This is a genomic window from Paenibacillus sp. LRG-1 (assembly GCF_057220305.1).
The window spans coordinates 2,631,518-2,657,529 of record NZ_CM170126.1 but is presented as its reverse complement, the minus strand read 5'-3'; the positions used below and the strand labels follow the sequence as shown (position 1 = coordinate 2,657,529).

The window sequence follows — 26,012 nt, the reverse complement described above, 5'->3', positions numbered from 1 at the left end:
ATTTTCTATAGAAAAAACAAATGAGTAATGGAAATGACATTCATTTTTTATTTGATTTTAAGCTTTTATCCGTGTAGTCGCTCTATAATATAACTTTGTTATTCAATTTTTTGATGTTAAGGAGTAATTTATTCATGTTAATTAATGTAGATTATGCTTTATTTCACTGGATCAATGAACTGGCTAATTCCCTCGCCTTTTTGAATGGAACCATGCGTTTCTTGGCGCAATATGCACCATATTTATTCGGAGTGGCTTTGCTGATTTACTGGTTCACTTTTAAAATGCCGCATCGGATGATGGTTTTAGAAGCCGTTATAACGGTTTGTATCGGTTTTGTAATTAGTTGGGGCCTTGGACATTTGTTTTACAGAGATCGACCTTTTGTCGGACATTCAGTCATTCAGCTTGTTCACCATGATCCTAATGCTTCATTCCCAAGTAACCATGCACTTGGAGCGTTTGCTCTGGCTTCCATTTTATGGCTTCATCATCAAAAATTCCGTGTTCTCTGGGTTATCTTGGCTGTACTCATCGCAGTATCCCGCGTGTGGACCGGAGTGCATTATCCCTCGGATATTTTGGCAGGTGCGCTTATTGGTGCAGGTTGTGCCATTGGCGTTCATCAATTCATTCGAAGCCGGAAGCTTCCTGGCATCTTCATGCAGGCGGCTATTATATTTTATGGAAAATGGGAGCAGAAGCTGGGGCTCAATCCTGGTGAACAGGCCAGAACTAAGATGACTGAACACACTTCCTCTGTCCAAATGAAAAGCAGACGCTAAAGCGTCTGCTTTTTTATATGCTTCATTTATTTATGCTACCTATTATGCTGTCGATTTGGAGCGAAGTGGCAGCATTCGTCGTTCTTCGTACCGCTGATAAAACCAAATACAAGCCGCCATCCAGCAGCCACTCATAAAATAGCCACCCACAACGTCGCTCGGATAATGTACGCCCAAATAAATGCGGCTCGTTCCGATTGCTACAATCAGCAGACTGCTGAGCACAATAAGAAGGATACGCCCCAGCCTAGAAGGAACATGCTTCCACACTAAAAATGTCAGCGCAGCGTACATGCTGAAAGCTGTCATGGAATGTCCGCTCGGAAAGCTGTATCCATTCTCTTCAATAATACGGTTAATCTCCGGTCTCGCACGCTGAAAAAGCAATTTCAGTATCGTATTCAGCATTACCGATCCCAACACACCAGCCGCCAAAAAAAGCAGTTCTCTGCGGTGTCCCAATACTCTATAAAGCACGAACATGGCAATTAAAATGATGATCACAACTGGAATCCCGCTGCCGATCATGGTGAAAAATTTCATTAGACGGGTCATGGCGGGCGACTCCAGCTGTCTAATAGCCGTAATAATTTTCTGGTCAAAATACCGTATTTGATGGTCGCTCACCCATAATGCGATTAAGCCAAAACCGAGCGCACATACTATACATGTGAGCAGTGCTAAGGAAATGGGCAGCTTTGTTGGTGTTTTCTTCATTTTCTATAGTTCCTCCATAACATTCATTGCGTGATAAAACAAAGTCCAGCATTAGCTTTCGTATATATCTTACTTTACCCATTTTTCTGTTATCATTTCATTCAAAGACTAGGTGCATCCTCCACATGTCGAAACCCATTTTTTTGGAAAAGGTGGGATCAGGCGCCCATGAGGTATCCCTGTTGGTATATAGCCGGGTGCTTTTTGCACGCTTCTCATGCAATAGCATCCGTCCTCCTTTATTTGATGATCATATCATTCTATGGACGTGGTTGGAGTTCTCATATAGCCTCTCCCAACTTTAAGAATCATTTTATAATATAAGGATTTCATATTGACTACAAAATCACAAGCGGAATGTAGCGAAAAAGCAGCATCAAAAAAGGACGCCATTCTAAGCCTTATAAACGGCTCGAATGACATCCTATGATTACACGTGGCATACTACAAGCGCAAATCTTAAGTTAAACAAATATCATCTTCTATTTAGGTTGGTGTGACTTCTCCAAGTTTAACCTTACTCTCTGCTTCCTCTATTGGATAGCGTCTGCGGAACCACAGCGACTGAAGCAGCAAAAAGGTGCCGCTTACTGTCCAATATAATGGCATGGCAGAAGGGGCATTAAAGGAAAAGACCGCCATCATAATCGGTGAAAGATAGCCCATGATCGCAAATTGCTTGCGCTGGTCAGGCGTCATCTGAAGCTGAGAAAGCTTGGCCTGTGCCAAGTATACAACTGCGACGACGATTGCCAAAATCCAGTCCGGCTGTCCGAGCCGGAACCATAGGAAGGAGTGAGACGCCAGCTCCGGGGTTAAGCGGATTGCAGTGTACATACCGCTCAAGATCGGGAGCTGAATGAGAATAGGCAGACAACCGATATTAAGCGGATTGAATTGATGCTCTTTATAAAGCGACATCATTTCCTGCTGCATACTCTGCTGGCTGGTGGTATCTTTCTTGTTTTCATACTTCTTCTTAATTCGGTCCAAGTCGGGCTGCATGGCGCTCATCTTACGCTTCATCCCCTGCTGGGCACGCGTTTGACGCATCATAAGAGGCAGTAAGGCCAGCCGGACAATGAATGTCAAAGTCATAATCGCCAGCCCAAAGCTTCCACCAAACCATTGCGCCAATTGCTGAATAAGCCAAGAAAGCGGGAACACCACGTAATGATTAAAAAATCCGGGTGTCTGTGCATTTATCTCCGCAGCATTCGCACCACAACCAGACAGCAGCATAACCACCGCCAACGCTACCATTAATCCTAATATCCGTTCTTTTTTACCCCAAAAGGTGAATCCCTTGAATCGTTTCATATGTTCCTCCTCGTTGATTGGCTGTGCCATCGTTCAACGAGGGAGAACAATCGGATGCATCTTCATCCGGCGCTTCCTTACGCCGGATATGTCGGGCCAGCCGGACAGGCATGTCCTGTCCACGGGCAGACATCGGCATCTGTGGAGAAGCATGCGACCTTACGGGCCCGCCTTCGACCCAGCATTCGGGTACATTGCCGTGCAAATGAGCGAGATATGCATAAGTCACTGTGCACAGCAAGCCGATTGTAAATAAATAAGGGAGTAGGTCCTGGAGCTCAAACAAGGGATTCACCTCCTTCGGTTTGTTGCTACAATTATAGCACGAAAACCGGACAAGCGACTAATCTTTAATTAGAGATACAGGTTGGACACAAGCAACTGAATTTAAGTATTTATGCTCAAAACAACCAAAATGTAAATACAACATGAAACTTTTGGGTTTATTTACAGTCTAATCAAAGGTGACTTTCTATAAAGCCTTACTCCCCTATTAACCATTAAAGGAGCCAGCGCGTATGAGAAAAACGATACACAGCACATTGTTTACAGGATTGGCGTTAGCCAGCATTGGGCTGCCCTTAATCAGCGATGGATTCACTGAAAAGGCAAGTGCAGAGCAATCTGCAGTCTCCATGAGTAACGCCGCTTATAGCACCACAATCCAGGCACCTGTGATCAAACCTTCCTGGTCTTTTCCCGTTATCCCAATCGATAGAAACCGATATCCAGATAAGGCGGTAGCAATAGCGGAAAACGGTAAGGTATTCGCGGTTGACTCGAACCATAGACTGGTTGCCCTTGAGGCCAGTTCGGGTCGGAAATTGTGGCAATATGGTGATCAACTTACCCCTGTTTTAACGTACAACAAAGGTATCATCTACGGAATGACACGAAGCGGTTCTATCTATGCCGTTACAGAAGCTGGCAAGAAAGTGTGGTCCACTCCGCTTGGATTTACTGAAGCATATGGTATTCAGCGCATTGGTCCAACTATATATATTATGCAATCGGTGCAAACGGCTGCCATTGATGCTGTCAGTGGCAAGGTGAAGTGGAAAATCAGTGAGGATAAGAACTCATACAGTGGTTTGGGCGAAATAATGGAAACTGACGGTGTGCTTATCCGCAACTATAATGTACAGGGCAGCCTGACCTTTGAACAGATTAATGCCTATGACGCTAAAACCGGCAAAAAGCTTTGGGACAGCTTCAGAAGTTCTTTTCCACTGGCCGTTAAAGACGGGATTGTCTACTCTGTTGCCAATACGTTTATGATTGATGATGACCCGGTAAATCGAAAAGTTACGATAGCACAGTACGACCTCAAGACAGGTGAATCCAAAGGAGATCGTCAGTACCGATGGACTGAGGCTGAAAATAAAGATGGCACTTTCCAATCTGGAGGCATATACGGTTCTGCTTTTTTGTACGGTAAAGACCTTTATGTCTTTCAGGGAAAGATACTAGCTTCCTATGACTTCTGGAACTATAAACCAGATAGCAAACCTGCTCGCAAGTGGGCGCAAAATGGCTATGATCAACTTGTTCCTTTATTGTCTATTCATGAAGGTCGCATGTTCTACCAAGATTTTAGTACATCCAGACTGACTGCTATGAAGCTGTCCTCAGGTCAATTCATTCATTACGACGGCGATAATCCGACCGTTCAAGCTGACGTATTCGGTAAAGGAGTCTATGTCGGGCAATCAGATGGCGTATTTCATGGCTATGATTTGATGAGCTTAAAGCCCGTGTTTGCTGTCAACACAGGCTCACGCTCCTTCGGTCCAACGCTCAAATCCGGTGGAATGATATTTATTCAAAGCGGAAACCGTCTGCTTGGCGTCAAGCTCCCTGCTTCTTTAAAATAAGACCAAAGATTTTAAGCAGCATTCTCGCTGGAACAGCAAAAGGTTAACGGATAGCAAGCATACGATTCAATGCTAGTACAGCATCCTGTCTGATCTGAGCATCCACACGAATCACACCCACAGGCTCACCCCGATCAAACTGCTCCATTGCCCACAGCAAATGGGGAAGATCGATCCGGTTCATGGTCAGACAGGGACACATATCGGGATTGAGCGATTCAATCTGCTGTTCAGGGTACTGCTGTTTGATTCGTTGCACGAGATTCATTTCTGTGCCAACAGCCCATTGGGTTCCCGGCTCTGCCGCGCGAATGGTATCGATGATGAATTTTGTGGAGCCCGCGCAATCTGCGAGCTGTACGACCTCATAAGAGCATTCGGGGTGCACGATGACCCGGATGTTCTTATCACGCTCGCGGACATTGCGAATGTGATCTACCGTGAATTTTTCATGAACAGAGCAATGTCCTTTCCATAAAATAATTTTTACGGTTGCCGGGTCCTGTTCAGTCTCCAGCTGATCGGTCATGGGATTCCACACGGCCATTTCATTTAGCGGAATTCCAAGATCGTAAGCTGTATTGCGGCCCAAATGCTGATCCGGCAAAAACAAAATACGTTCCTTTTGCTTCAGCGCCCATTCCAGCACTTGTTTGGCATTCGAAGAGGTCACGGTAGCCCCGCCATGTCGCCCTACAAAGGCTTTGATCTCTGCTGTGGAATTTACATACGTTAACGGTATGATCGTATCTCCTACCCATTCCTGTAAATGCTTCCATGCTCGTTCTGTCTGCTCCACATTCGCCATATCTGCCATCGAGCAGCCTGCACGCATATCCGGCAGGACAACAGTCTGTCGATCAGTAGTCAGCATATCCGCTGTCTCGGCCATAAAATGTACCCCACAAAATACAATAAACTCCGCTTCCTGATTTTGTGCAGCCATTTGAGCAAGCTGTAGAGAATCTCCTGTTATATCAGCAAACTGAATAACCTCGTCCTTCTGATAGTGATGGCCCGGTATAAGCAGCTTGGGTCCCCATTTTTGTTTCAACTCGGCCACTCGCTGCTCCATGTCAGCAACCGTCAGTGTCTTATAATGCTCTGGTATAAGCCCTCTATTTCCTTGTAAAATGTCAAGCATAGACATTAGAATCCCTCCATATCGATGCGGCTGATCGTTTCCGCTCTCACGAACAGATAACCGCTTTGTGTACATAACTGTTTACAAGTGTCTTGACACTTATATTTACACATGACTACAATAATCTCAAGAGTTTTTGAATGGAATTATTTTTAAGCAGGGAGGAATTACTGTGATTTATCTGGACTATGCCGCTTCCACACCTATGTGTGACGAAGCTTTAAATATGTATAACGTATTAAATAAGGAAATGTTCGGAAATGCCAGCAGCCTCCATGATGCGGGCGGTCAAGCAGCCTACACGCTGGATTACAGCAGGCAACGAATAGCAAATATGATTGGCGGGCAAAAGGAAGGCATCTATTTTACAACCGGGGGAACAGAATCCAATATGTTGATTGTGCAATCAATCCTGAACGGGTTGCCGCCGCATAAAAAGCATTGGATCATGAGCGCTTTGGAACATCACTCGATGTACAACCTTGCTACTTTGCTGGAACGTCAGGGCTATGAACTGACCATTGTGCAACCGGATCGGGAAGGACGAATGACTCGCGAAGCTCTTTTACCTCACCTGAGAGAAAACACCGGACTTGTATCTGTACAACACGCCAATTCGGAAACGGGACTGGTTCAGGACCTTGCTGCCATATCTCCCCTGCTACACGAACGGGGTATTTTGCTGCACAGTGATGCGGTACAGACATTTGGGAATATTCTCTTAGATGTAGAAGCCATGGGAGTAGATGCACTCTCTGTATCGAGCCATAAAGTGTATGGCCCCAAAGGTGTCGGTGCTGCATATCTCAAACCCGGAACCCCGTGGCGTCCCGTGTACCCTGATACGCTACATGAAAACGGATTTCGTCCTGGAACGGTTAATGTTCCCGGGATTGCAGCCTTTGTCGCGGCGGCAGAAATGATGACCGAACAGATGGAGTCGCATCAGGAGCGATATGCTACCCTGAGAAGACACTTTATTAGGAAAATTCAGGAAAGATCCATTCCGTTACGTTGGGTCGTACAGGAAAGCGAGAATAAAGCAGTGCTTCATCATATAGTTGGATGTTTTTTTCACGGTTACGAGGGACAATATGTTATGCTGGAATGTAATCGCAGAGGTGTCTGTATATCAACCGGAAGCGCATGTGCCGCCGGACACCACGATCCTTCGCCTGCCTTACAAGCGCTTGGAGCATCCGACCGTGAAGCATTACAATTTATCCGTATTTCTTTCGGAAGGGCAACCACCATCGAGGAATTGAATGTACTGGTAGATATTTTGACAGACCTGACGCATCGACAAGAAAGGAGCTTATCCCGTTGACTGAATCTTTAAAGCGGTCAGGTACGGATCGCCGCGAGCAGCTGCTGTTGTGGCTGAAGAGCGAATCACCGCTGACCGGGAGCGAACTGGCACGCAGATCCTCCGTTTCCAGACAAGTAATTGTACAGGATATTTCCCTGTTAAAAGCAAGCCAAGAGCCTATCCTTGCAACGAGTCAAGGATACATTTATATGGAGCCTGCGGGTCAGACAGCCCCCTTAGCCTCACGTATTATTGTGTGTAAACATCGACCTGAACAGACAGAAGAGGAACTAAAGCTGATTGTGGACTACGGTGTAAGTGTGCAGGATGTTATTGTTGAGCATCCGGTATACGGGGATCTAACTGCTCCGATACGGGTTGGAACTCGCAAGGAAGTGGACGATTTTATCCGTAAAATCAGTTCCACCCAGGCCACTTATTTGTCCCAGCTGACGGGAGGCATCCACCTGCATACCTTGAATGCCTCGGATGAAGATAAAATTAACGATGCCTGCGCTGCACTGGAGCAAGCAGGCTTCCTGATGACGGACTAACTTAGTGCGCTATAGCGGAGTAAAGAAAATCCTGTCCAGTATGTGGAGTGCAACTGTGCTCCACATGGACGGTATGTAAGTAGCGAGAAATAAAAAAATCCCGGCCCCCTCATATAAGGGAATCGGGAATGAACTATGTGAGCTTAATTTCAAGCAACTCATATTTGATTACAGCCATGGGTGCATCCACATGAATGATACTGCCCACTTCTTTCCCCAAAAGTGCCTTGCCTAAAGGACTCTCATAGGAAATTTTGTTATCCAGAACATCCGCCTCAGCAGGACTTACAATTTTGTATTCCATCTTCTCCGAAAATTCGATGTCATTCAGAATGACAGTCGATCCGATACTAACGGTTCTAAGGTCTAAATTACTCTCGTCCACGACCCGGGCTTTGGTCAGCATCTTCTCCAATATGAGAATGCGGGTTTCCATAAATGCTTGGTCGTCCTTGGCTGAGTGATACTCACTATTTTCCTTCAAATCACCGTAGCTGATAGCCAACTTAAGCCGTTCGGCTAGCTCCTTACGTTTTACGGTCTTCAGTTCCTTAAGCTCATCCTCTAGCTTGGCCAATCCCTCTTTAGTTAACAATACTTCTTCATTCGACATATTTTATCTACAACTCCTATTTCAGCATTTGCTTAATTCCAATTCAACGCTCAAAAATACAATAAACGAACTAAACCGTTTCGGTCTAAACATTGCTGATTGGAAACGCTCTTGGGATGTATGCAAATTGCTCATTTGGCTTGCTTTATTGTAGTTTACTCTAAATCGGACCAACATGCGAAATAAATTACTGATAATAGTAGCCAACTACCTTCAGCCAGGGTGATTCTTATAGTAACCAATGCTCTCTTATTCGCATATCGTATGATCATAACGTATATTGATGAGCACATGCAGTGCCGCTGTCCTTGTCCCGAATTTTGTGAAAACCAGGCAGGAGCAGTATATGGCGGGAGGAAGATTCAATGGCTTCCTTAGGAAAGAATGGTAATGGGAATGGGAATCGTAAATCCAAATCCCCCCCCAACGGTCAAAAGAAAAATGGATTAAACAGTAATTCGGCTATCTTTTCTGCTCTTCAAGGGAAAAATGTGGAGGTCTTAGTGGCAGCCCTCCTACTAACGGGAAAACTAAACGTCGATTCCGTGACTTTATACAGACAAGCAACATTATTTTTAGGCCTCACTGGAAAATACAAAACATTAGCATCTACTCCTTCCAATGTCGATAATATGGTAAAATTCTTAAATGATAATGGAAATATGACACTTGATCAAGTAATACAGGCCTTTTCACAGAAAGTAAACAATTAACAAGTGGCGAAAGGAGATATTTGTGGTGAGTGAGTTTGATGGAGAATATTTTGCAGAGGTTGTCATTATTGTGATACTAGTTGCCTTGTTCTTCTATGGCTCCTCAGATATAGAGGGACTGTCTGCTCAACCAACACAATCCTAAAATGATAGTACCCGCTGCGGGTACTTTTTTCATGCTTCTCTCTTATATAAATACAGCTCGACAGAACACCATAGTGGCAGACATATCGTAAAAATAAAATAGAGCATCTATAGACTCTCACGAGGTCAATAGATGCTCTTACTTTTTAACGGACCATCCTTTCTACTTAATGGCCCTTTACTTCTACACTTATCGTTTGACTAGAAACTTCTCCTGAAGCATTGACTAACTCGGCCCGATACTCGTATGTACCCGGCTTTTGATTTTGGATGTTGGTGACTGCACTTTGGGCCTGCGGGCTTTGGCTTGGAAGATCCTGGGCGTCGATCAGTTCTCCATTTTCATATAAGTTGTATTTTGTCGCATTCGTGCCCCACCACATGTTCATTGTAAGGGTGTAGGTGCCGTCACCGTCCCAATTGTCATGAGACAGCACTGGAATGCCAGGGGAAGCATCGGTCACTTCTACAGTTAATGGGTCGCTGGTCGTTTTACCAGAAGCGTTGATCAGTTCTGCAGTATACGTGTAGGTACCATTGGTCTTGCCTGTAACAGGAATGACTGCATGCTGTGCTCCAGGGGAAGCAGTTTGCAATGATTCGGTGCCAATCAGCTTGTCGTTTTCATACAACTTGAGTTCATCACCATTCGTACCCCACCACAGATTCATGGTGATGTTGTAGTTGCCATCCTTCAGTCCAGTGTCCTGCCCGTTATCATGCGACAGCTCAGGTTTTCCCGGCACTTCACCTACAGCAGTCTTTTCGACTCTAACGGTTACAGGATTGGATACCACTGTTTGACCGTCCAAGGTGACGCTGGCTGTAATCTCCGCGCTTCCCTCTTTTAGGGCCTTAAGTTCTCCATACGTATCCAGCGAAACGGATTCATGACTGCTGATATACTGAACAGAAGCGCGGCTTAAATCAGCTTCGCTGCCATCTGTCAGCGTACCCTTGAGATGTGTCGCTGCCGTATCCCCAATGTTGAGGGTCGTTTGATCCATTGAAAGCTCTACTTCCTGCAAAGCTGCGCCTGCCTGAGCTGAAAAATCATCCAGTCCACGCGGTTTCAACTGATAATTCCCTTTGAAAATCGCCGAAATTCCCTTCAGCTTCACTTGCTGTCCTTCTTGATATGGAAAAGATGTCCGTGTTAAGCCTGTACGTGCATCGACGCGCACATGGTGACTTCCTTCACCAGATACTGCATCAAATTCAAACGAACCTACGGGAGTCGCGTCTATCACATTACGAATCATTGCCGTAGGAAGCTCAACTAACTGTCCTTGGTTCGCATCACTGAGTTCGGTGACTTGTACAGCTTCCGGCGTTTGTCCTTCTCCCGTTTTTTCAATTGCCACTGGATCGGTTAACTCTAGCTCACTATTATACAGTGCCAAGCTTGCTGTAAGCTTTACTCGATCACCTTGGTGAAAGCCGCTTTGGTTCTGATATACATAAATCCCACCACTTTCATCCTGCATGTAAAAGGCTTGACCGCCGAATGCACCTGGTTCTGTCGTCACAATACCCTCTAAGGTCACGACTTTGCCAGCCGGGAGACTCCGTGCTTCTGCGACACTGATACGAGCTGGAACCGTATTGCCTTCCTCAGGCAACGGCTGGGCCGGGACATCAGCCAGCACGACGGATTGGGTCAGCAGATTGCTGCCGTTTTGCCTCAGTCTAAGATTAGCTGAACCACTGGTTCCCGGCTTGATCCGCACCGTCAAGTCCTTATAGGCATGACCTTTGCCGTTGGACTCCAGGCTAAATGTTCCGCTATAGCCGTAAGAGGTTGGCCAGCTTCCATCCGGATTTTGAATTTGGGCTACTTGATTGCCGCCCGCTACATAAATACCTGTGCTGAATCCGCTAATCGTGCTGTTAGGAGCCAGTTGGTCGGCAGTAACCCGAATTTGAAAAGGCTCTGCATTGGGCAGCTGCTCTTGACGAACGATGCTGTACACAGGCTGCGCACTGGCTGTAGTTCCGCCATAGGACCCTGCTTTGAATGTTCGCTGATCCCACCATTTGTAGCCGGCTGCGGGAGCGGACCAAGGCTCGGCTTGTGGTTCCGTGGAAGCCTGGGGCTCTTCAAAAGGTAGTAATGCCGTCGGCTGGTCCAGCTGTAAGCTTTTCACTTCCGTCAGGCTGGTATACTCCTCCTTGTTGGACAACCAGTCTACGATATTGACCAGTAACACAGCGTCATCCTGCTCCTTAAAGCCGTCATACGTTGTCTTCTTGGTTCCTGTCTCTTCGCGCAAATATTTTGGCGTTGCATCTTCAACAGGAGACGAGTCCCCAATGAAAGCAGCTTTGCCTAGTCCTACTTTCGATACAGCTGCATAAGGTCCTTCTGGAATGCCGCCTCCGTTATAAACGCCCTGATCTACCGCGTTGCCCCAAGCCTGATTGGTTTTAGGAAGATATACGATTCCCTTGGCTTTCGCCGGGTCGATAATTGCGAGTGTTGATCCTGCATGCATTGCCACATTACTCACTCCAGCTGTAATGCCGAACGCCTGCGCTGGCTCGACAATCTGATTGGCCGTGATATCGCCTAATGCATTGTAGCGAAAGCGCACACCAAACTGGCTGCCCAGCCAATCTGAGCTGACTACGCCCTGCATAGCTGCCGAGCTTTTTTCTTCCGCACTCATTCCCTTCGCAGGGTCTTCCCATGCACCACGACGGTAGCCATTAATGCTCTCCGATCCGTCCCAGCGATTCTTGTTGCGGTCCGCGTTATAATGATCTCCAATGAAAAAAATACTATTGCCTGCTTTTACATACTGCTCCATTGCAGCCTGTTCGCTCTGTTTAAAAGGAATATTTGGCTCTGCCGTAACAAATACATCATAATTCTTTAGATCATTGTAAGTAATAGGCGTAGATTGGCGAAGCTCGTGTACATCATAGCCATTGCTCGCGAGGGCTTGGCCGAAGTCTGAAAATCCACCATCAATCACCCAATCTGCTGCGCCAGCTGTCTGTCCATGTGTATTATCAAACAGCACTTTTTTACCAGCGTTCTCATTGACCACTTTCGCAGCAATGAAGGGGGCTGGGTCCGCCGGACCTTCTGCCCGTACCGGTTGTATGCTGCCCGCAACACCAGCGTACAACGATAAAGTGAAAACCATAGCAGTTGCGTATTTGAAGCTACGGGATGTAAAGCGACGAAAGATTCCCATTATTCTCCTCCTGTTTGTTGGTTTAAAGCCCCTCTGGGGGGCATCAGATACAAATTTTAGCATTCATTTATGTTCGAATATGCATTGTTTTGTAAATCTTTAGGAATAATGAATAGGAAGTAAATTCCAATAAAAGAGATACACCGTATGCAGCAATGTGAGTACCGCAAATAGGATTTTCCCAGCAGCCCGGGGTCTCCTTTCCCCTGTAATCAGCTTTGCGCCATTCACGATCAATACCCATACGGCAATGAGAGCTGAAATGAGCGGTAACGTGCAAATTCCCCAGATATACCAGGCGGAATAGCCATACACTATCTGATTGTTACCATAGATGACCTGCACCCCGAGAAAAATCGAATTTAGTGACGCAATGAATGCAAGGTTGGACGAAATGTGATTATTCGTTTTACGGATATCTCTGATCACATATCTTACGATCCAAATCAGCAAGGTTGTGATGAAAAATAAGGAGGCGGCAGCGTAGCTGACAAGCAGAGTCCAGGTACGGTGCCAAAGTGTCGTCTGCTTCATGGTCTTACTGTCTGGGGCAACCATCATCCAAGTACCGTTTTCCTGATACAGCAAAATTTTAAGCTGGCCCCCCTTTTCCACAAACAATCCATCACCTGCTGCTTGAAACACTTTGTCTGTTGCTTCATTCTCATTTGGGTGTTTTCCTTTAACAATTAACGTATGATCATCTTGAATCCGCACGGTGTATGTAATGCTTCCCAGTATCCGAATCCATTTTCCCCAACCATGAACAGGATTAGAATCCACCTGATATACGCCCTCGATCTCTGGCGAAAGTTTCACTTGTGTGGAAGAGCGAGCTAGTGACTGCGAAACGGCCTGCGGCTCTGAGGGCAGCATTTGGGCTATCGCATTGATGACTTTTCCATGAAGCAGGGTGTCCGTGTCAGCTGAATTAATGATCACAAAAATACCAATCTTTTGGGACGGAATCAATACCATCTCAGAAATAAAATCATCAATTTCCCCGGTAGCCCACAGCATAGGTACTCCCGTCTCCAAATGACCACGAAAAAATCCGTAGCCCACGCCATCCAGGCGTGCATCGACTGCAAATTGTTGCGCATGCATCACTTTTACCGTATGTGGCTGGAGCACCACTTTGCCCTCATACTTGCCTTGGTTTAAATGAGTGATCAGATAATGGGAAAACTCGTTGGGTGTGACGTTCAACGCTCCTGCTCCTGGCAGATTGATATACGACAAAGGCTGTTTCAAATACGCTCCATCCTTCCACTGATACGATTGGGCCAATGCAGGATGATTTAACGGCAATTCCAGTGTCGCGCTGGGCATATTCATCGGCTGGAACAGATGTATACGGAGGTAATCATTCAGTCCCTGACCGCTTACTTGCTCCACGATATTACCGATCAGACCGTAGGCGACATTGCTGTAATCATACTGAATTCCAGGTTTGCGGATGGGAGGCTGATTTTGAAAATACGTGCTGAGATACTGCTCTGTGGGCAAAACGCCTGCCCGAGTCGAGCTGTTAATGTTGTACAGCGCTTCATCCAATCCCGAGGTATGTGTCAAAAGCTGATGCAAATTGAAAGGCTGATTTTGGTATTGTGTAGCTTTATAGCTGTGGAGATAGCTGTTCACGTCTTCATTCAAATCAAGCTTGTTTTGCTCAACCAGCTGCATCGTGGCACTTGCACTAAATGATTTGGTTAGAGAGCCGACACGAACAATGGTCTTTGCTGGATCAAATGCCACTTTCCGCTCAAGATCTGCATATCCATAGCCTTTACTAAAAAGGATTTGGTTTTCCTGGGTCACGACGACTGCAGCCCCCGGAATATGCAATTTTTCCAATTCTGTACTCATGAGATCGTCCACTGTTTTTTCCAATGAATCAGGTGTTATGCTGTCTGTTGCCCATGCCGAAGCAATGAGCAGGTTCGAGAGAAACAACGCTGCTAAAAAAGCGGATAGGTAGCAAATGCCTTTATTCTTCATATTGAAGTACCATCCTTACGTATGAAGTTGATTTAATGATTTGAACCGTGCGGTGATTGCATAGCGAGCAGATATTTATACTCCGTATGGAAGCCATCAGCATGGCGCTATGGAATCATCGCACTTCCCATCGCGGGAGTGCACATAATAAAGCGAATCCTGATCGAGTCGCGTAAGCAGAAGGCTTCTTACCTGTCGATCAGGATTCATGTGTTACAGATTAAAAATTAGAGATTCAGTTCGTTAAATCATCAACCGTAGATTTTCAAGATTTATGATGTGCCAAGTCTTGTGTCATGTCTTTGTCCGTGTTCCGAGTTATCTTTTGTATTGTGGCACGGATACTTTTTACATTTTCCTCGATAAATCCGGGTTCCAGCAGTTCATAATGATTGCCAATCAAGCTATGCTCTTCATAGCTACCTTGTGTAGCGTCTTTCCATAAAAGTCGATTATCTCCTGTACCCTTGACCGTTTCCGATCCAACGGCGACAAAGCCGTGAATATTCGCCTGAACGCTCTCTGTATTCACAAGCTGGTTGCCATATACCGCGTAAGCGATCATTTTACGTTGGTACGTTTCATTCAACAGCTCACGGTAGGAGTCGGGAACTTGTTCCAGCATGTCATGAATTTCATGCTCTGTTTCTTCAACTGTGAAGGGCAGGGCTTCCGCCCTTTTGACCGAATCGAGCATAAAAATATCGGATACAGCATGGCCTTGACGTTCCAGTGTGTCAGCAACCTTATGCGCCAGATTACCACCTATGGAATAACCAAGCAGTACATACGGACCTTGCGCTTGCGTGCTGACGATCAAATCAACGTAACGTGCCAGCATGGCCTGCTCATCCGCAGCATCATCCACGAACTCCAATCCATACACGACTGCGTCCTGATCCAGTTGTTTCGCCAGCTCCGCGAACGACAGCCCGTATCCAAGCATAGGAGGAAAGCAGAAGATGGAGATCGGACCGTGTTCATTCAACCGAATGATTGGACTATCGGCCTTGTATTCCAGATCGGCTTTCAATAATGTGAGCGCCTGCTCTTCTATAGTCGGGAAGTCCATTACACTACGGATGGGAAGCTCAATGTCTGTGGCAAGGTGAACTTTGCGTATAAGCTCCAGTACTTTTAAGGAATGTCCACCTAACGTGAAAAAGTCATCGTGGATACCCACTTGTGGAATTTCAAGTACTTCCTGCCAAATGGCTGCCAGCAACTGTTCCACATCAGTTCGCGGTGCGACATATTCTATACCCGTGTGCAGCCCTTTGTCCGGCACAGGTAAAGCTTTGCGGTCGATTTTGCCGTTTGTCGTCAGCGGAAACCGATCCAGCTGTACAAATGCGGATGGAATCATATAGCTCGGCAGACTGGCCGACATCGCAGCTCGAATCTCACGGATGGTCAGCTGTTCATCGGCAGTGAAGTAAGCACATAATTGCTGCTGACCTGCTCCATCCCGCAAAGCGATAACAACGCTATCCCGCACGGACGGTACACTTGCCAGCCGCGCCTCCACCTCGCCCAGCTCAATCCGGTAACCGCGAATTTTAACCTGTTGATCAATCCGTCCAGCGTATTCCAGTATGCCGTCTTCACGCCAGCGAACAAGGTCTCCCGTACAGTACAGGCGATCTCCGTCCACCCACGGGTTAGCAAGAAATCTCTCAGCCGTCAGCTCAGGACGGTTTAGATAACCACGTGCAACTCCGTCTCCGCCGACAACCAGTTCACCCCAAGCTCCGACCGGCTGCAGGTTAAATGACGAATCCACAACATACGCCGTCGAATTGCGGATGGGGCGTCCGATCGGCACAGAATCCAGCTGTTCTTCCGTAATGTGATACGTCGTCGAAAAGGTTGTATTTTCCGTTGGCCCATAGCCGTTAATGATGTTGATGTCCGGATTATCGCGCAGAACCCGGTTAATATGGGGTGCAGACAAAACATCACCACCAACGAGCAAATACTTCACATCGCCGAAAAGTTTACTATCCTGCTGTGAAAGCTGATTAAATAACGGTGTGGTCAGCCACATCATGGTGACGCGATGATCCCGTATCGTCTCTTTAAGCTTGGCCGCGTCCAATAGATCATCCTTATGCACAAGAACAAGCTGACCGCCGTTCAGCAGCGCGCCCCAAATTTCAAACGTAGATACATCAAATACAAACGCGCAAGTCTGCAGCATTCGGGTCGATTCATCAAATGGCACATAATCCGTATTGCGGACAAGGCGCACGACACTTTGATGCTCAACAACGACACCCTTAGGCTTACCTGTTGAACCTGAGGTATAAATGACATAAGCAGCATGATTACCCGCTCCATCTATACCCAGATTGGAAGCATCTGCACTGTAGGACGTATCCTCATTCAGATTGACAATCTGTCCTTCAAAATAGCAACGATCCAGTAAATCCTGCTGAGCCAGCAGCAGCTTGGCTCCCGAGTCCTCCAGCATATAACGGATACGGTCCTCCGGATATTGAGGGTCTACCGGCACATACGCGCCACCAGCCTTCAAAATAGCGAGTGTTCCCGTAATCATATCCAGTGAGCGCTCCGTCAAAATGCCCACAGGTTCATCGGATTTCACCCCTGCATCACGCAGCGTATGCGCTAAACGGTTGGCTGTCTCATTGAGTTCCCGATAGGTCAATGATTGATGACCCAAAGCTACGGCAATATGATCCGGCGTGCGCTCTGCCTGCTCCTCAAACAGTTTTTGGATCGTGTGATTGCTTGGATATGCAGAGGCAGTGTCATTAAACTCTCCTGTAATTTGTTGTTTTTCCGCCGCTGTAACCAGTTCCAGCTCTTCTACGCAAACATTCGGGTTAAGCAAAACTTGCTCCAACAGGTTCACAAAATGTCCATGCAGACGCTCAATGCCTGTTTGATCATAACTTAACGCGTTATACATAAAACGAATCTTGATGCATTCTCCCGGCATAACGACTAAGCTCAGATCATAGTTAGTCTGCTCTGCAGCCACCACATTGGAAATCGGGAATGTATCCTGCCCGTCACTTCCCAGTTCCTCGACCTGCTCATCTACTGGATAATTTTCAAACACCATAATATGGTTAATTAAATCCTGTTTCTGATCGGTCAATGCCTGAATCTCAAACAGTGGATACGTATCATATGCATGAGAAGCCAGCGCCTGCTCCTGCGTTTTCTTCATAACTTCTGCAAAAGATTCCCCTGCCTCACTAAGAATGCGAACGGGAATGGTATTAATGAACAAGCCGATAATATCCTCTACCCCGATAATATCTGATGGACGGCCTGAGACGACACTGCCAAATACGACATCACTGTGGTTGTTATATTTTTGCAGCACAATCCCCCATGCGGTTTGTAATAACGTATTCATGGTCACTTGATATCGCTTAGCCGTCTCCTCCACCCGGAGGGTCAACTCACGTTCCAAAACCGTCACCCAATCACTAGCCGTGTTGCCTTCACTCTTGCGACCGGATTTTACAGCTGGTAACGCTGTTTGCTGCTCATATCCGGATAAATAGCTGCTCCAGTAGTCGGTTGCCGCCTTGCGATCCTGTGCTTCCAGCCATTCAATAAAGCGGCTGTACGGCACTGCCGGTGCCAGTTCTGGTACTCTGCCCTCCTGAAGTGCTGCATAGCTTTCAAACACTTCTTTGTTTATAAGGGACAGACACCAGCCGTCCATGACGATATGATGAAAGCTCCATACAAAATGATAGCTGTCTTCTCCGGTACGTAAAATCGCTACACGCAGCAGGACATCCCGACGCAGATCAAAGCCCCGTGCTTTATCTTGTAGCTTGAAATTTTTCACCCAGGAATCTATTTCATCCTCATCTAGATGGTGTAAATCTTCATATTGAAAGCCGCAATCCCGATTTCGATACACCACCTGCAACGGTTCCGTATTTCTGCCAAAATAAAAATTTGTACGCAGCGCCTCATGTCGCCGAACCAGAATATTCAGGCTTTCTGCAAAAGCCCGAATGTCCATCTGACCTCGCATATCATAAGAAACCTGCTCAAAATACGCGTCATTCGCAGCTGCTTGACTATCTAGCTGGCTGTGAAACAGCATCCCTTTCTGCATCGGGGTCAGTGCATATACATTGTCAATCTCACCCGCAGCACCCATTTCAGATAAGAGGCTGTCCAAGCCCTCCACACTCATTCCTTTATAGGAAATATCACTTGGGGTAAGCTCCGGGTGTTCTTTATGGATGCAATGCGCCAAAATTTCACGCAGGCTCGATTCTAGAAATTTCGCCAATCGCTCGATCGTCTCCGCTCTATAGCTCGTACGGCTATAGCTAATCGTCAGACCCAGTTGGCCTCCCGAAATGATGCCGCCAAAATCAAGCGTATACGTTCGAGCCATGGTCGGGCTCAGCGGCATCCCACCCTCATATGAGGATGATTGCAAGTCGTTCCCTTTCATATCCTGATCGAACTGTCCCAAATAGTTAAAGCTGATTTCGGGATCTGTCGTAAATATGGCTGGAGATGCCTCCGGTGCCTGTGTCTGGCGGTCGGCTAAATATTTCAGTACACCGTAGCCAATCCCTTTTTGCGGGATGCCGCGCAGTCCTTCCTTCACACGCTTAATCCGTTGCGAAAGTGCCAGTTCTTCCGGCATTTCGAGCAAAACAGGATATTGGCTTGTAAACCACCCTATCGTTCGGGTAATGTCCACCTCTGGTAAAATGGCTTCACGCCCATGTCCCTCCAGATTAATCAGGAAACGCTCATGTCCGCTCCATGCTTGCAATGCCATTCCTACCGCCGTCAACAACAGGTCATTAATTTCTGTACGGTAGGCACGATTGGCCTGCTTGAGCAGCTGCTCTGTCTCAGCATGTGTCCACAAAGCAGTAACCGACTCACTATCGCCAATCAATGGCTTTTCGTGCTCGTTATGCCCGTAATCCTGCGGCAAAGGAGCCAGTTCCGCTTGTGCAAGTTTCCCCCAATACGCTCGCTCACGTTCCATAGCTGGACTGTTGGCATAAGCGTGCAGCTGCTCGGCCCACGTTTGGAACGAATCTGTTTTATGAGGCAGCTGAATCACCTGTTCACCCTTGGAGGCTTGATCATAGGCAGTCGCCAAATCCTCGAATAAAATGCGCCAGGATACCCCGTCCACCGCCAAATGATGAATCACGACCAGCAGATGATCTCCATCCGGGCAACGGAACAGCCCCAGTCTCATCAGCGGACCTTCGCTTAGGGAAATACCAGATTGAATTTCATTGCATTTCGCTTCAATTATCTTCGCCAAATCTTGCTTGTTTACATCGCTGTCATTATAGTCAAAGCACTCCAGATGGTACGGTTCGCCTTCCTCTACACTGCGGTTCCATGCTGTACATCCGTTCTCCGACAAACTAAAAACCATACGCAATGCATCATGGTGCGAAGTAATCTGATGGAGCGCCCGCCGTAGTGCCTGTTCGTCATAACCTTCCTGACGATAGAGCATGACAGATTGGTTAAAATAGTGTGGTTCTTCCGTTGGCTGTTCAAAAAACCAGCGCTGAATCGGTGTAAGCACTACATTTCCTGTAACCTCGCCCTGCTCGGCTATTCGGTTAACAGGCTGAATATATGTGCTTAGTCCCGCAATTGTCGGGTATTTGAACAAGTCCTTCATTTCCAGCTTGTATCCAGCCTGAAACAAGCGGGACGATACTTGGATGGCCTTGATGGAGTCACCACCCAAATGGAAAAAGTTATCCTGTATTCCGACTTTCGGGATACCAAGAATGGCTCCCCAAGCCGTAGCCAGTGCCTGTTGGACATCCGTTTCGGGTGCCACATAATCCATACCTGTATCGAGATTGTGCTCAGGTGCGGGCAGTGCCCTGCGGTCTACTTTGCCATTCAGCGTCAAAGGCAGTCTGGAGAGCTGCACAAAGTAAGACGGCACCATATAGCCAGGCAGATCCTGCGACAAAATGTTACGTAAGTCGCTGGCGCTCAATTCACTGTCTGTTGCAAAATAGGCACACAGCTGTTTTTGTCCGTGATCATCCTGCCGCACGGTAACAACCGATTCCTTCACACCTGGAATCGTGGACAATCGGGTTTCAATTTCACCCAGTTCAATGCGGTAGCCGCGAATTTTGACCTGTTCATCCATTCTTCCCTTGTACTCCAGTACACCATCAGCACGCCAACGCACTAAGTCACCTGTACGATAGCAATATTCTCCAGACCGGAATGGACTTTCAATAAATTTTTCCGCCGTAAGCTCGGGCCGATTCAGATATCCTCTCCCAACACCGTCGCCACCGACGATCAGCTCTCCCCAGGCTCCGATAGGCTGCAGCTTCAACGAACGATTGACCACATAAGCGGTCGAGTGATCAATTGGACGTCCAATGGGAATAGCCTGGGTTTGCGGTTCTGTAATGTCATAGATGGTGGAAAAGGTGGTGTTCTCCGTCGGCCCATAAATATTGGCCAGGCGAAGCTGCGGGTACTCCTTCAACACACGATTGACGTGTGGTACAGACAACACATCACCACCCACGAGCAACTCCTTCAAGGACGCAAACACTCCGATTTCTTGCTGCGAATACTGATTGAATAAAGCCGTGGTCATGAACATCGTGTTAACACGATACTTGTCAATTGCCTGTTTGAGCTTGGAGGCATCCAGAATAGTGTCATGGCTTACCACATACAGTTGTCCCCCGTTCAGCAGCGTTCCCCAGATTTCAAATGTGGAGGCATCGAACACAACTGCGCCCAATTGCAGCATACGTGTATTTTCATCAAGCATGGCATAGCTTTTGTTTTTCACTAGGCGCACGACATTACGGTGCTCAATCATCACGCCCTTCGGCTTGCCTGTCGTACCAGAGGTGTAGATCACGTACGCAAGATCGGAGGAAGATCCCCCTGTTGTAATCGCAATTGTTCCATCCGTCTGAGCGTCACATTCAGATTTGCTATTGCATCGCTGTTCATCACTCAAATCGATGACCGGAATGCCGGGTTCAAAAGGAATCTGCTCACGTCGCTGTAACAGTAACAGCCCAGCACTGGAATCCTCCAGTAAATAACGGATACGCTCTTCAGGATAATCAGGATCAATGGGAACGTAAGCCCCTCCGACCTTCAAAATCGCCAGCATACCGACGACCATTTCAATGGAGCGTTCAGCCATAATCCCTACTCGCTGTGTCTCTGGCTCGGACCCGCGCCGTATCCCATGGGAAGCGAGTACGCGTGCCAGACGGTCGGCACGTTCATTCAGCTCGCGGTAGGTAAGCTGCATGTCCGCAAAGGTGATGGCCAGCCGATCTGGTGATTGCGCTACCTGTTCCTCGAACAGCACATGCAGTGCCTGATCTCGTGGATACGGATAGTCTGCTACCGTATCATTGAATCTCTGCACAAGCAGCTCTTTTTCTTGGGCCGAAACCATTTCTATAGCCGAAAGAGCGATATCCGGCTGTTTTATAACCGCATTGATAAGCTGCTGCAAATGTTCAGTCAGTCGTTCGATGGTTTCCCGTTTGTACAGCCGAGTTCCGTATTGAAGAGCACAGGAAATTTGTTCTCCATCCTCCACTGCGAACAGACTCAAATCAAATTTGGCCGCCGTTTGTTCACTTGGATAAGATGCCAATTGCAGCCCCGCCAGCTGCTGCTCTTTTTGCTCTATGTTTTGTAGTGCAAACATGGTATCAAATAACGGATTACGGCTTAAATCTCGATCCACGCCCAGCTTCTCCACCAGCTCTTCAAACGGATAATCCTGATGTTCAAAAGCCTTTAACGCGTTTTCCTTGACCTCCAACACATAATCGCGGAACGTTTTCCCGCCTTCTGGATAATTACGGATTGCCAGTGTATTCACGAACATCCCGATCAGACTGCCAAGATCTGCATGGGGCCGCCCTGCAATTGGCGAACCGACAATAATATCTTCCTGCCCGCTATAGTGGCTAAGCAAAGCCGAATAGGCAGCCAACAGCACCATATATAATGTCGATTCCGTCTGCACCGCAATGCTTTTTAAGCCTTCACTTTGTCGTTGGTCAAGCGTAAATTCCAGCACATCTCCTTCAAAGCTTCTCACCGCTGGGCGTGAATAATCAGTCGGTAGATCAAGCACAGGTAGCTCTCCTGCGAAGGTATTGAGCCAGTAGTTTTCCTGTTCCCGGTAGCGTTCACTTTGCTGCTGCTTCTGTTGCCAAGCGGCGTAGTCTTTATACTGAATGCGCAGCGATGGCAGCGTGTCGCCTGCATATAAATGAATGAAGTCCTGAATCAGTACATTTATAGAGGTACCGTCCGAAATGATATGATGCATATCTATGAGCAAAATATGATGCTCTGGGTCTGTTTCAATCAAACCAACTCGGAATAACGGAGCTTGCCCCAGATCGAACGGCTGAACAAAGTTATGTACCAGCTCATCCGTTTCCTTTGAGGCAGCTCCGTGAGCATAGGTCAATTCCATGCGAAAAGGAACCTCGTCATGTACTCGCTGGACAGGTTCACCGTTCATGGTCTCAAAACTTGTGCGCAATGTTTCATGGCGTTCAATAAGCTGACGGAACGCGTTATCCAGTGCCTTGTGATCAAGTGAACCGGTCAGAGTCAGGGCACCAGGTATGTTATAGCTAATTCCCGCTCCATCAAGCTGATTGAGGATATACATCCGTTTTTGAGCCGAAGAGACCGCATAAAATGGCTTATTCTCCGTAACAGGGATGGTTTCATAGGTGGTTTGCTCCAGTGCTTCAATAACCTGCGCCAGCTGTTCAATTGTCGGATGCTGGAACAAATCCTTTAGCTGCACATTTTTATGCAATTCCTTATAGATGAGTGATATGACATGTGTCGCCCGCAGGGAATGTCCTCCTGCCTCAAAAAAGTTATCCTTAATCCCAATGCGCTCAAGCTCCAGCACATCTTTCCAGATGCTAGCCAATTGTGCTTGTAATTGATTTTGAGGAGGTACATATTCTGCGCCTGAGCTTACACCTCCCTCTGGCTGTGGCAACGCTCGGCGATCCACCTTGCCGTTGGGCGTCAGTGGCAATTGCTCCAGCTGTACAAAATACGACGGTACCATGTAGCCCGGTAGCTCCTGGCTCAAAGCACTACGCAGCTCACTTTTTGCTACTTCCGCATGGGTGACCACATATGCGCAGAGCAGCTTTTGCCCTTGCTCATCTTCATGTGCAATTACAACAGCTTCTCGGACTGCCTCCAGCTTCAACAGCTGTGCTTCCACCTCGCCCAGCTCAATCCGGTAGCCTCGAATTTTCACCTGCGCGTCGATTCGTCCCTTATATTCCAGCGTCCCGTCCGCATTCCAACGCACCAGGTCCCCTGTTCGATAGCAGCGTTCGCCGCCACGAAACGGACTGTCAATGAACTTTTCGGTCGTCAGTTCTGGGCGGTTGCGGTATCCGCGAGCCACCCCGTCACCGCCGACGATCAGTTCTCCCCACGCTCCAACAGGCTGGAGCTGCATCGAACGGTTCACGACATATGCTGTCGAGTTATGGATCGGGCTACCAATGGGCACAGATGCCGATTGAACGCCGGTAATGGCATGTGTGGTGGAAAAGGTCGTATTTTCCGTCGGACCGTAGCCGTTAATGATATGTAGATTCGGATGGGCCTCCAATACCCGGTTAATATGCGGTACGGACAGCACATCACCACCAACCAATAGCTCCCGTATCCCCTCAAATAGTTCCAAGTCCTGCTGGGATAGCTGATTAAAGAGTGGTGCGGTCAGCCACATCGTGGTAATGCCGTGATTGCGAACAACTTCCTTGAGCTTGGGCGCGTCCAAAATAACATCCTGACTCACCAGCACCAGCTGTCCACCGTTCAATAACGCACCCCAAATTTCGAAGGTGGACGCGTCAAAGACAACAGACCCGGTCTGCAAAATGCGCGTGTCGGCATTCAAGCGTGCATAATTTGTGTTTGTCACCAAACGCACGACATTACGGTGCTCCACCATAACCCCTTTGGGCTGGCCTGTAGTCCCTGAGGTGTACATAATATAGGCCAAACGACCAGCTGCGCTCGCCTTCGGTTGTTCTCCAGCTGCATAAGCCTGCTGTATTTGTTCTGCTTGTTCTGATTGCGTAGCTTTTGGTTGCATGGTTTCTGGTTGTATGGTTGTCGTAAAAGCAAGTTCGGGACTGGCGAAAATGGAGTAGAACGGATCTAGGCAGTCCACGTATCCCGGATCAGTATTCGTCCCGTGATCATTCGGTAAAATTGGATCGTAACGATTAGCATCATCCGTTCCATAAATTGCAGCATCGCTAAGGTCAAGCACCATTCCCTTAAAATCAGTGGGCCGATGTTCCATTCGCTGCACGAGCAGTATGTCCGCACCGGAATCCTGCAGCAAATAGCGTATACGCTCATCCGGGTAATCAGAATCAATGGGTACATACGCTCCACCTGCTTTGAGAATTCCGAGCATACCGACAATCATCTCAATCGAGCGTTCAGCTACAATGCCGACCGTCTGCTCAGTGCGGATTCCCTGCTTACGTAAAGAATGAGCCAGTCGGTTGGCCTTTTCATTCAATTCTGCATAGGTTAGGCTATCTTGCCCACACACTACCGCCACCTGCTGTGGTGCCTGCTTCGCCTGTTTCACAAACAATTCATGAATAGACGCATGACGTGGATAATCCACAGTTGTATCGTTGAAGGTATGGACCAGCTGCTCTACTTCTTGCTCTGACAGTACTTGTGCTGTGGAAATCGCCAACTCTGGCTGCTGCAAAACAATAGTGTACAGCCGCAGAAGCTGCTCAACAAAGTGCTCAATCGTCGTCTCGCTATAACGGTCGCTACTATACTTTACGTTCAGGGAGACCGCTTCATGTTCCCATTGAAACTGGAAATCCAGTTCAGATTGTACGTGATTTAAAAAATCAGAAATATGAATATTTTGCAAGGATACTGTGGTGTGAATAAGAGGCTTTTCATCCTCATTACGTTGAATGTCAAGTAATTCAGAATAGTTCCAAAAAGGAATGTTTTGATGTTCAATAGCTTCGCCGACAGAGGTTTTGATTTGAGACAGCAAAGCTTTGAAGGTTGTGCTGGAATCCAGCGTATTTTTCAATAAAAGCAGATGGTTGATCGGCTTTGTAGCACCGTTGCCAGACTTGGCTACCGGGATGCCCAGCAGCACACGTTCCTCACCTGTGTATTTATGCAATAAGCTCTCTACTCCAGCAAGCAGGACCATAAACACGGCCCATGGAGCGCCACCTGTTATAGATGATATTCTTTGGGAAATTTCAGTTGGAAATGTGAGTGTGTACGTATGGGAATTTAAACTCGTTACAGTTGTACTTCTGGACACATGGTTGGTGTATGGTAGGCGGATGATATGATCCTCAGATTCCAGTTTATGACTCCAGTAATTTTTTTCCTTCTCAAATAAGGCTTTCAATGACATCCCTCCTGCTTCTCGGGGCCTGTTCCCCCGGTTGGATGGTGCGTTGTTACGTACATGAGCGTTGTGTCAGAAAAAGAATACTTTGCAGGCAAGGGCAGTCGGACAAGCCGCCGCCCTCTGCACAGCAAAGTGAAATCATTGCATCTTAGA

At 47.2% G+C, this 26,012-nt stretch carries 13 protein-coding genes; 5 read left to right on the top strand and 8 right to left on the bottom strand.

What is annotated here, in order from left to right:
- Positions 1-134: 134 nt before the first annotated feature.
- Entirely contained in the window at positions 135-785 is a 651-nt protein-coding gene (locus ACUUJN_RS11890) for an undecaprenyl-diphosphatase (RefSeq protein ID WP_076265376.1), read from the top strand.
- A gap of 42 nt (positions 786-827) precedes the next feature.
- Here the strand turns inward: ACUUJN_RS11890 and ACUUJN_RS11885 are convergent, their stop codons facing one another.
- From ACUUJN_RS11885 to ACUUJN_RS11875, 3 genes are all read right to left on the bottom strand, one after another.
- Complete coding sequence (locus tag ACUUJN_RS11885) at positions 828-1,502, bottom strand: phosphatase PAP2 family protein (RefSeq protein ID WP_076265375.1); 675 nt, start codon at positions 1,500-1,502, stop codon at positions 828-830.
- A gap of 486 nt (positions 1,503-1,988) precedes the next feature.
- On the bottom strand, positions 1,989-2,822 hold the full coding sequence (gene yidC, locus ACUUJN_RS11880; protein ID WP_023988458.1) for a membrane protein insertase YidC: 834 nt from the start codon (positions 2,820-2,822) through the stop codon (positions 1,989-1,991).
- Positions 2,788-3,117 (bottom strand): hypothetical protein, encoded by a 330-nt coding sequence (locus ACUUJN_RS11875; RefSeq protein WP_231118746.1) that lies wholly within the window; start codon positions 3,115-3,117, stop codon positions 2,788-2,790. The genes yidC and ACUUJN_RS11875 overlap by 35 nt, the downstream gene beginning before the upstream one ends.
- A gap of 223 nt (positions 3,118-3,340) precedes the next feature.
- Here ACUUJN_RS11875 and ACUUJN_RS11870 point away from each other — a divergent pair, with 223 nt between their 5' ends.
- Positions 3,341-4,696, top strand: a complete 1,356-nt coding sequence (locus ACUUJN_RS11870; protein WP_023988456.1) for an outer membrane protein assembly factor BamB family protein — start codon at positions 3,341-3,343, stop codon at positions 4,694-4,696.
- Positions 4,697-4,739: 43 nt separating this feature from the next.
- Here ACUUJN_RS11870 and nadA read toward each other — a convergent pair whose 3' ends face one another.
- The gene (gene nadA, locus ACUUJN_RS11865; RefSeq protein ID WP_028541388.1) at positions 4,740-5,846 is read right to left on the bottom strand and encodes a quinolinate synthase NadA; all 1,107 of its coding nucleotides are present in this window, start codon (positions 5,844-5,846) and stop codon (positions 4,740-4,742) included.
- 166 nt (positions 5,847-6,012) lie between these two features.
- Here nadA and ACUUJN_RS11860 point away from each other — a divergent pair, with 166 nt between their 5' ends.
- Both ACUUJN_RS11860 and ACUUJN_RS11855 read left to right on the top strand, forming a co-directional pair.
- Complete coding sequence (locus ACUUJN_RS11860; protein ID WP_028541389.1) at positions 6,013-7,167, top strand: IscS subfamily cysteine desulfurase; 1,155 nt, start codon at positions 6,013-6,015, stop codon at positions 7,165-7,167.
- The gene (locus ACUUJN_RS11855; protein WP_028541390.1) at positions 7,164-7,703 is read left to right on the top strand and encodes a transcription repressor NadR; all 540 of its coding nucleotides are present in this window, start codon (positions 7,164-7,166) and stop codon (positions 7,701-7,703) included. The genes ACUUJN_RS11860 and ACUUJN_RS11855 overlap by 4 nt, the downstream gene beginning before the upstream one ends.
- 133 nt (positions 7,704-7,836) lie before the next feature.
- Here ACUUJN_RS11855 and greA read toward each other — a convergent pair whose 3' ends face one another.
- Positions 7,837-8,316, bottom strand: a complete 480-nt coding sequence (gene greA / locus ACUUJN_RS11850; protein WP_013310174.1) for a transcription elongation factor GreA — start codon at positions 8,314-8,316, stop codon at positions 7,837-7,839.
- Between the two features lie 365 nt (positions 8,317-8,681).
- Between greA and ACUUJN_RS11845 the strand changes: the two genes are divergently transcribed.
- Positions 8,682-9,029: a hypothetical protein gene (locus ACUUJN_RS11845; RefSeq protein ID WP_023988452.1), complete on the top strand. Its 348-nt coding sequence runs from the start codon at positions 8,682-8,684 to the stop codon at positions 9,027-9,029.
- A 311-nt stretch (positions 9,030-9,340) separates the two neighbouring features.
- On the opposite strand, the gene ACUUJN_RS11840 is transcribed toward ACUUJN_RS11845, so the two are convergent.
- The 3 genes from ACUUJN_RS11840 to ACUUJN_RS11830 all read right to left on the bottom strand — a co-directional run bounded on the left by ACUUJN_RS11840 (position 9,341) and on the right by ACUUJN_RS11830 (position 25,856).
- The gene (locus tag ACUUJN_RS11840; RefSeq protein ID WP_484669666.1) at positions 9,341-12,376 is read right to left on the bottom strand and encodes an endonuclease; all 3,036 of its coding nucleotides are present in this window, start codon (positions 12,374-12,376) and stop codon (positions 9,341-9,343) included.
- A 99-nt stretch (positions 12,377-12,475) separates the two neighbouring features.
- Positions 12,476-14,377: a serine hydrolase domain-containing protein gene (locus ACUUJN_RS11835; protein WP_484669665.1), complete on the bottom strand. Its 1,902-nt coding sequence runs from the start codon at positions 14,375-14,377 to the stop codon at positions 12,476-12,478.
- Between the two features lie 265 nt (positions 14,378-14,642).
- The gene (locus ACUUJN_RS11830; RefSeq protein WP_484669664.1) at positions 14,643-25,856 is read right to left on the bottom strand and encodes an amino acid adenylation domain-containing protein; all 11,214 of its coding nucleotides are present in this window, start codon (positions 25,854-25,856) and stop codon (positions 14,643-14,645) included.
- Positions 25,857-26,012: the final 156 nt, after the last annotated feature.

Bases quoted from the DNA above. Each gene is read 5' to 3' on its own strand.
- ACUUJN_RS11890 (WP_076265376.1), top strand. From the start codon at position 135: ATGTTAATTAATGTAGATTATGCTTTATTTCACTGGATCAATGAACTG.
- ACUUJN_RS11885 (WP_076265375.1), bottom strand. From the start codon at position 1,502: ATGAAGAAAACACCAACAAAGCTGCCCATTTCCTTAGCACTGCTCACA.
- yidC (WP_023988458.1), bottom strand. From the start codon at position 2,822: ATGAAACGATTCAAGGGATTCACCTTTTGGGGTAAAAAAGAACGGATA.
- ACUUJN_RS11870 (WP_023988456.1), top strand. From the start codon at position 3,341: ATGAGAAAAACGATACACAGCACATTGTTTACAGGATTGGCGTTAGCC.
- nadA (WP_028541388.1), bottom strand. From the start codon at position 5,846: ATGTCTATGCTTGACATTTTACAAGGAAATAGAGGGCTTATACCAGAG.
- greA (WP_013310174.1), bottom strand. From the start codon at position 8,316: ATGTCGAATGAAGAAGTATTGTTAACTAAAGAGGGATTGGCCAAGCTA.
- ACUUJN_RS11845 (WP_023988452.1), top strand. From the start codon at position 8,682: ATGGCTTCCTTAGGAAAGAATGGTAATGGGAATGGGAATCGTAAATCC.
- ACUUJN_RS11840 (WP_484669666.1), bottom strand. From the start codon at position 12,376: ATGGGAATCTTTCGTCGCTTTACATCCCGTAGCTTCAAATACGCAACT.
- ACUUJN_RS11835 (WP_484669665.1), bottom strand. From the start codon at position 14,377: ATGAAGAATAAAGGCATTTGCTACCTATCCGCTTTTTTAGCAGCGTTG.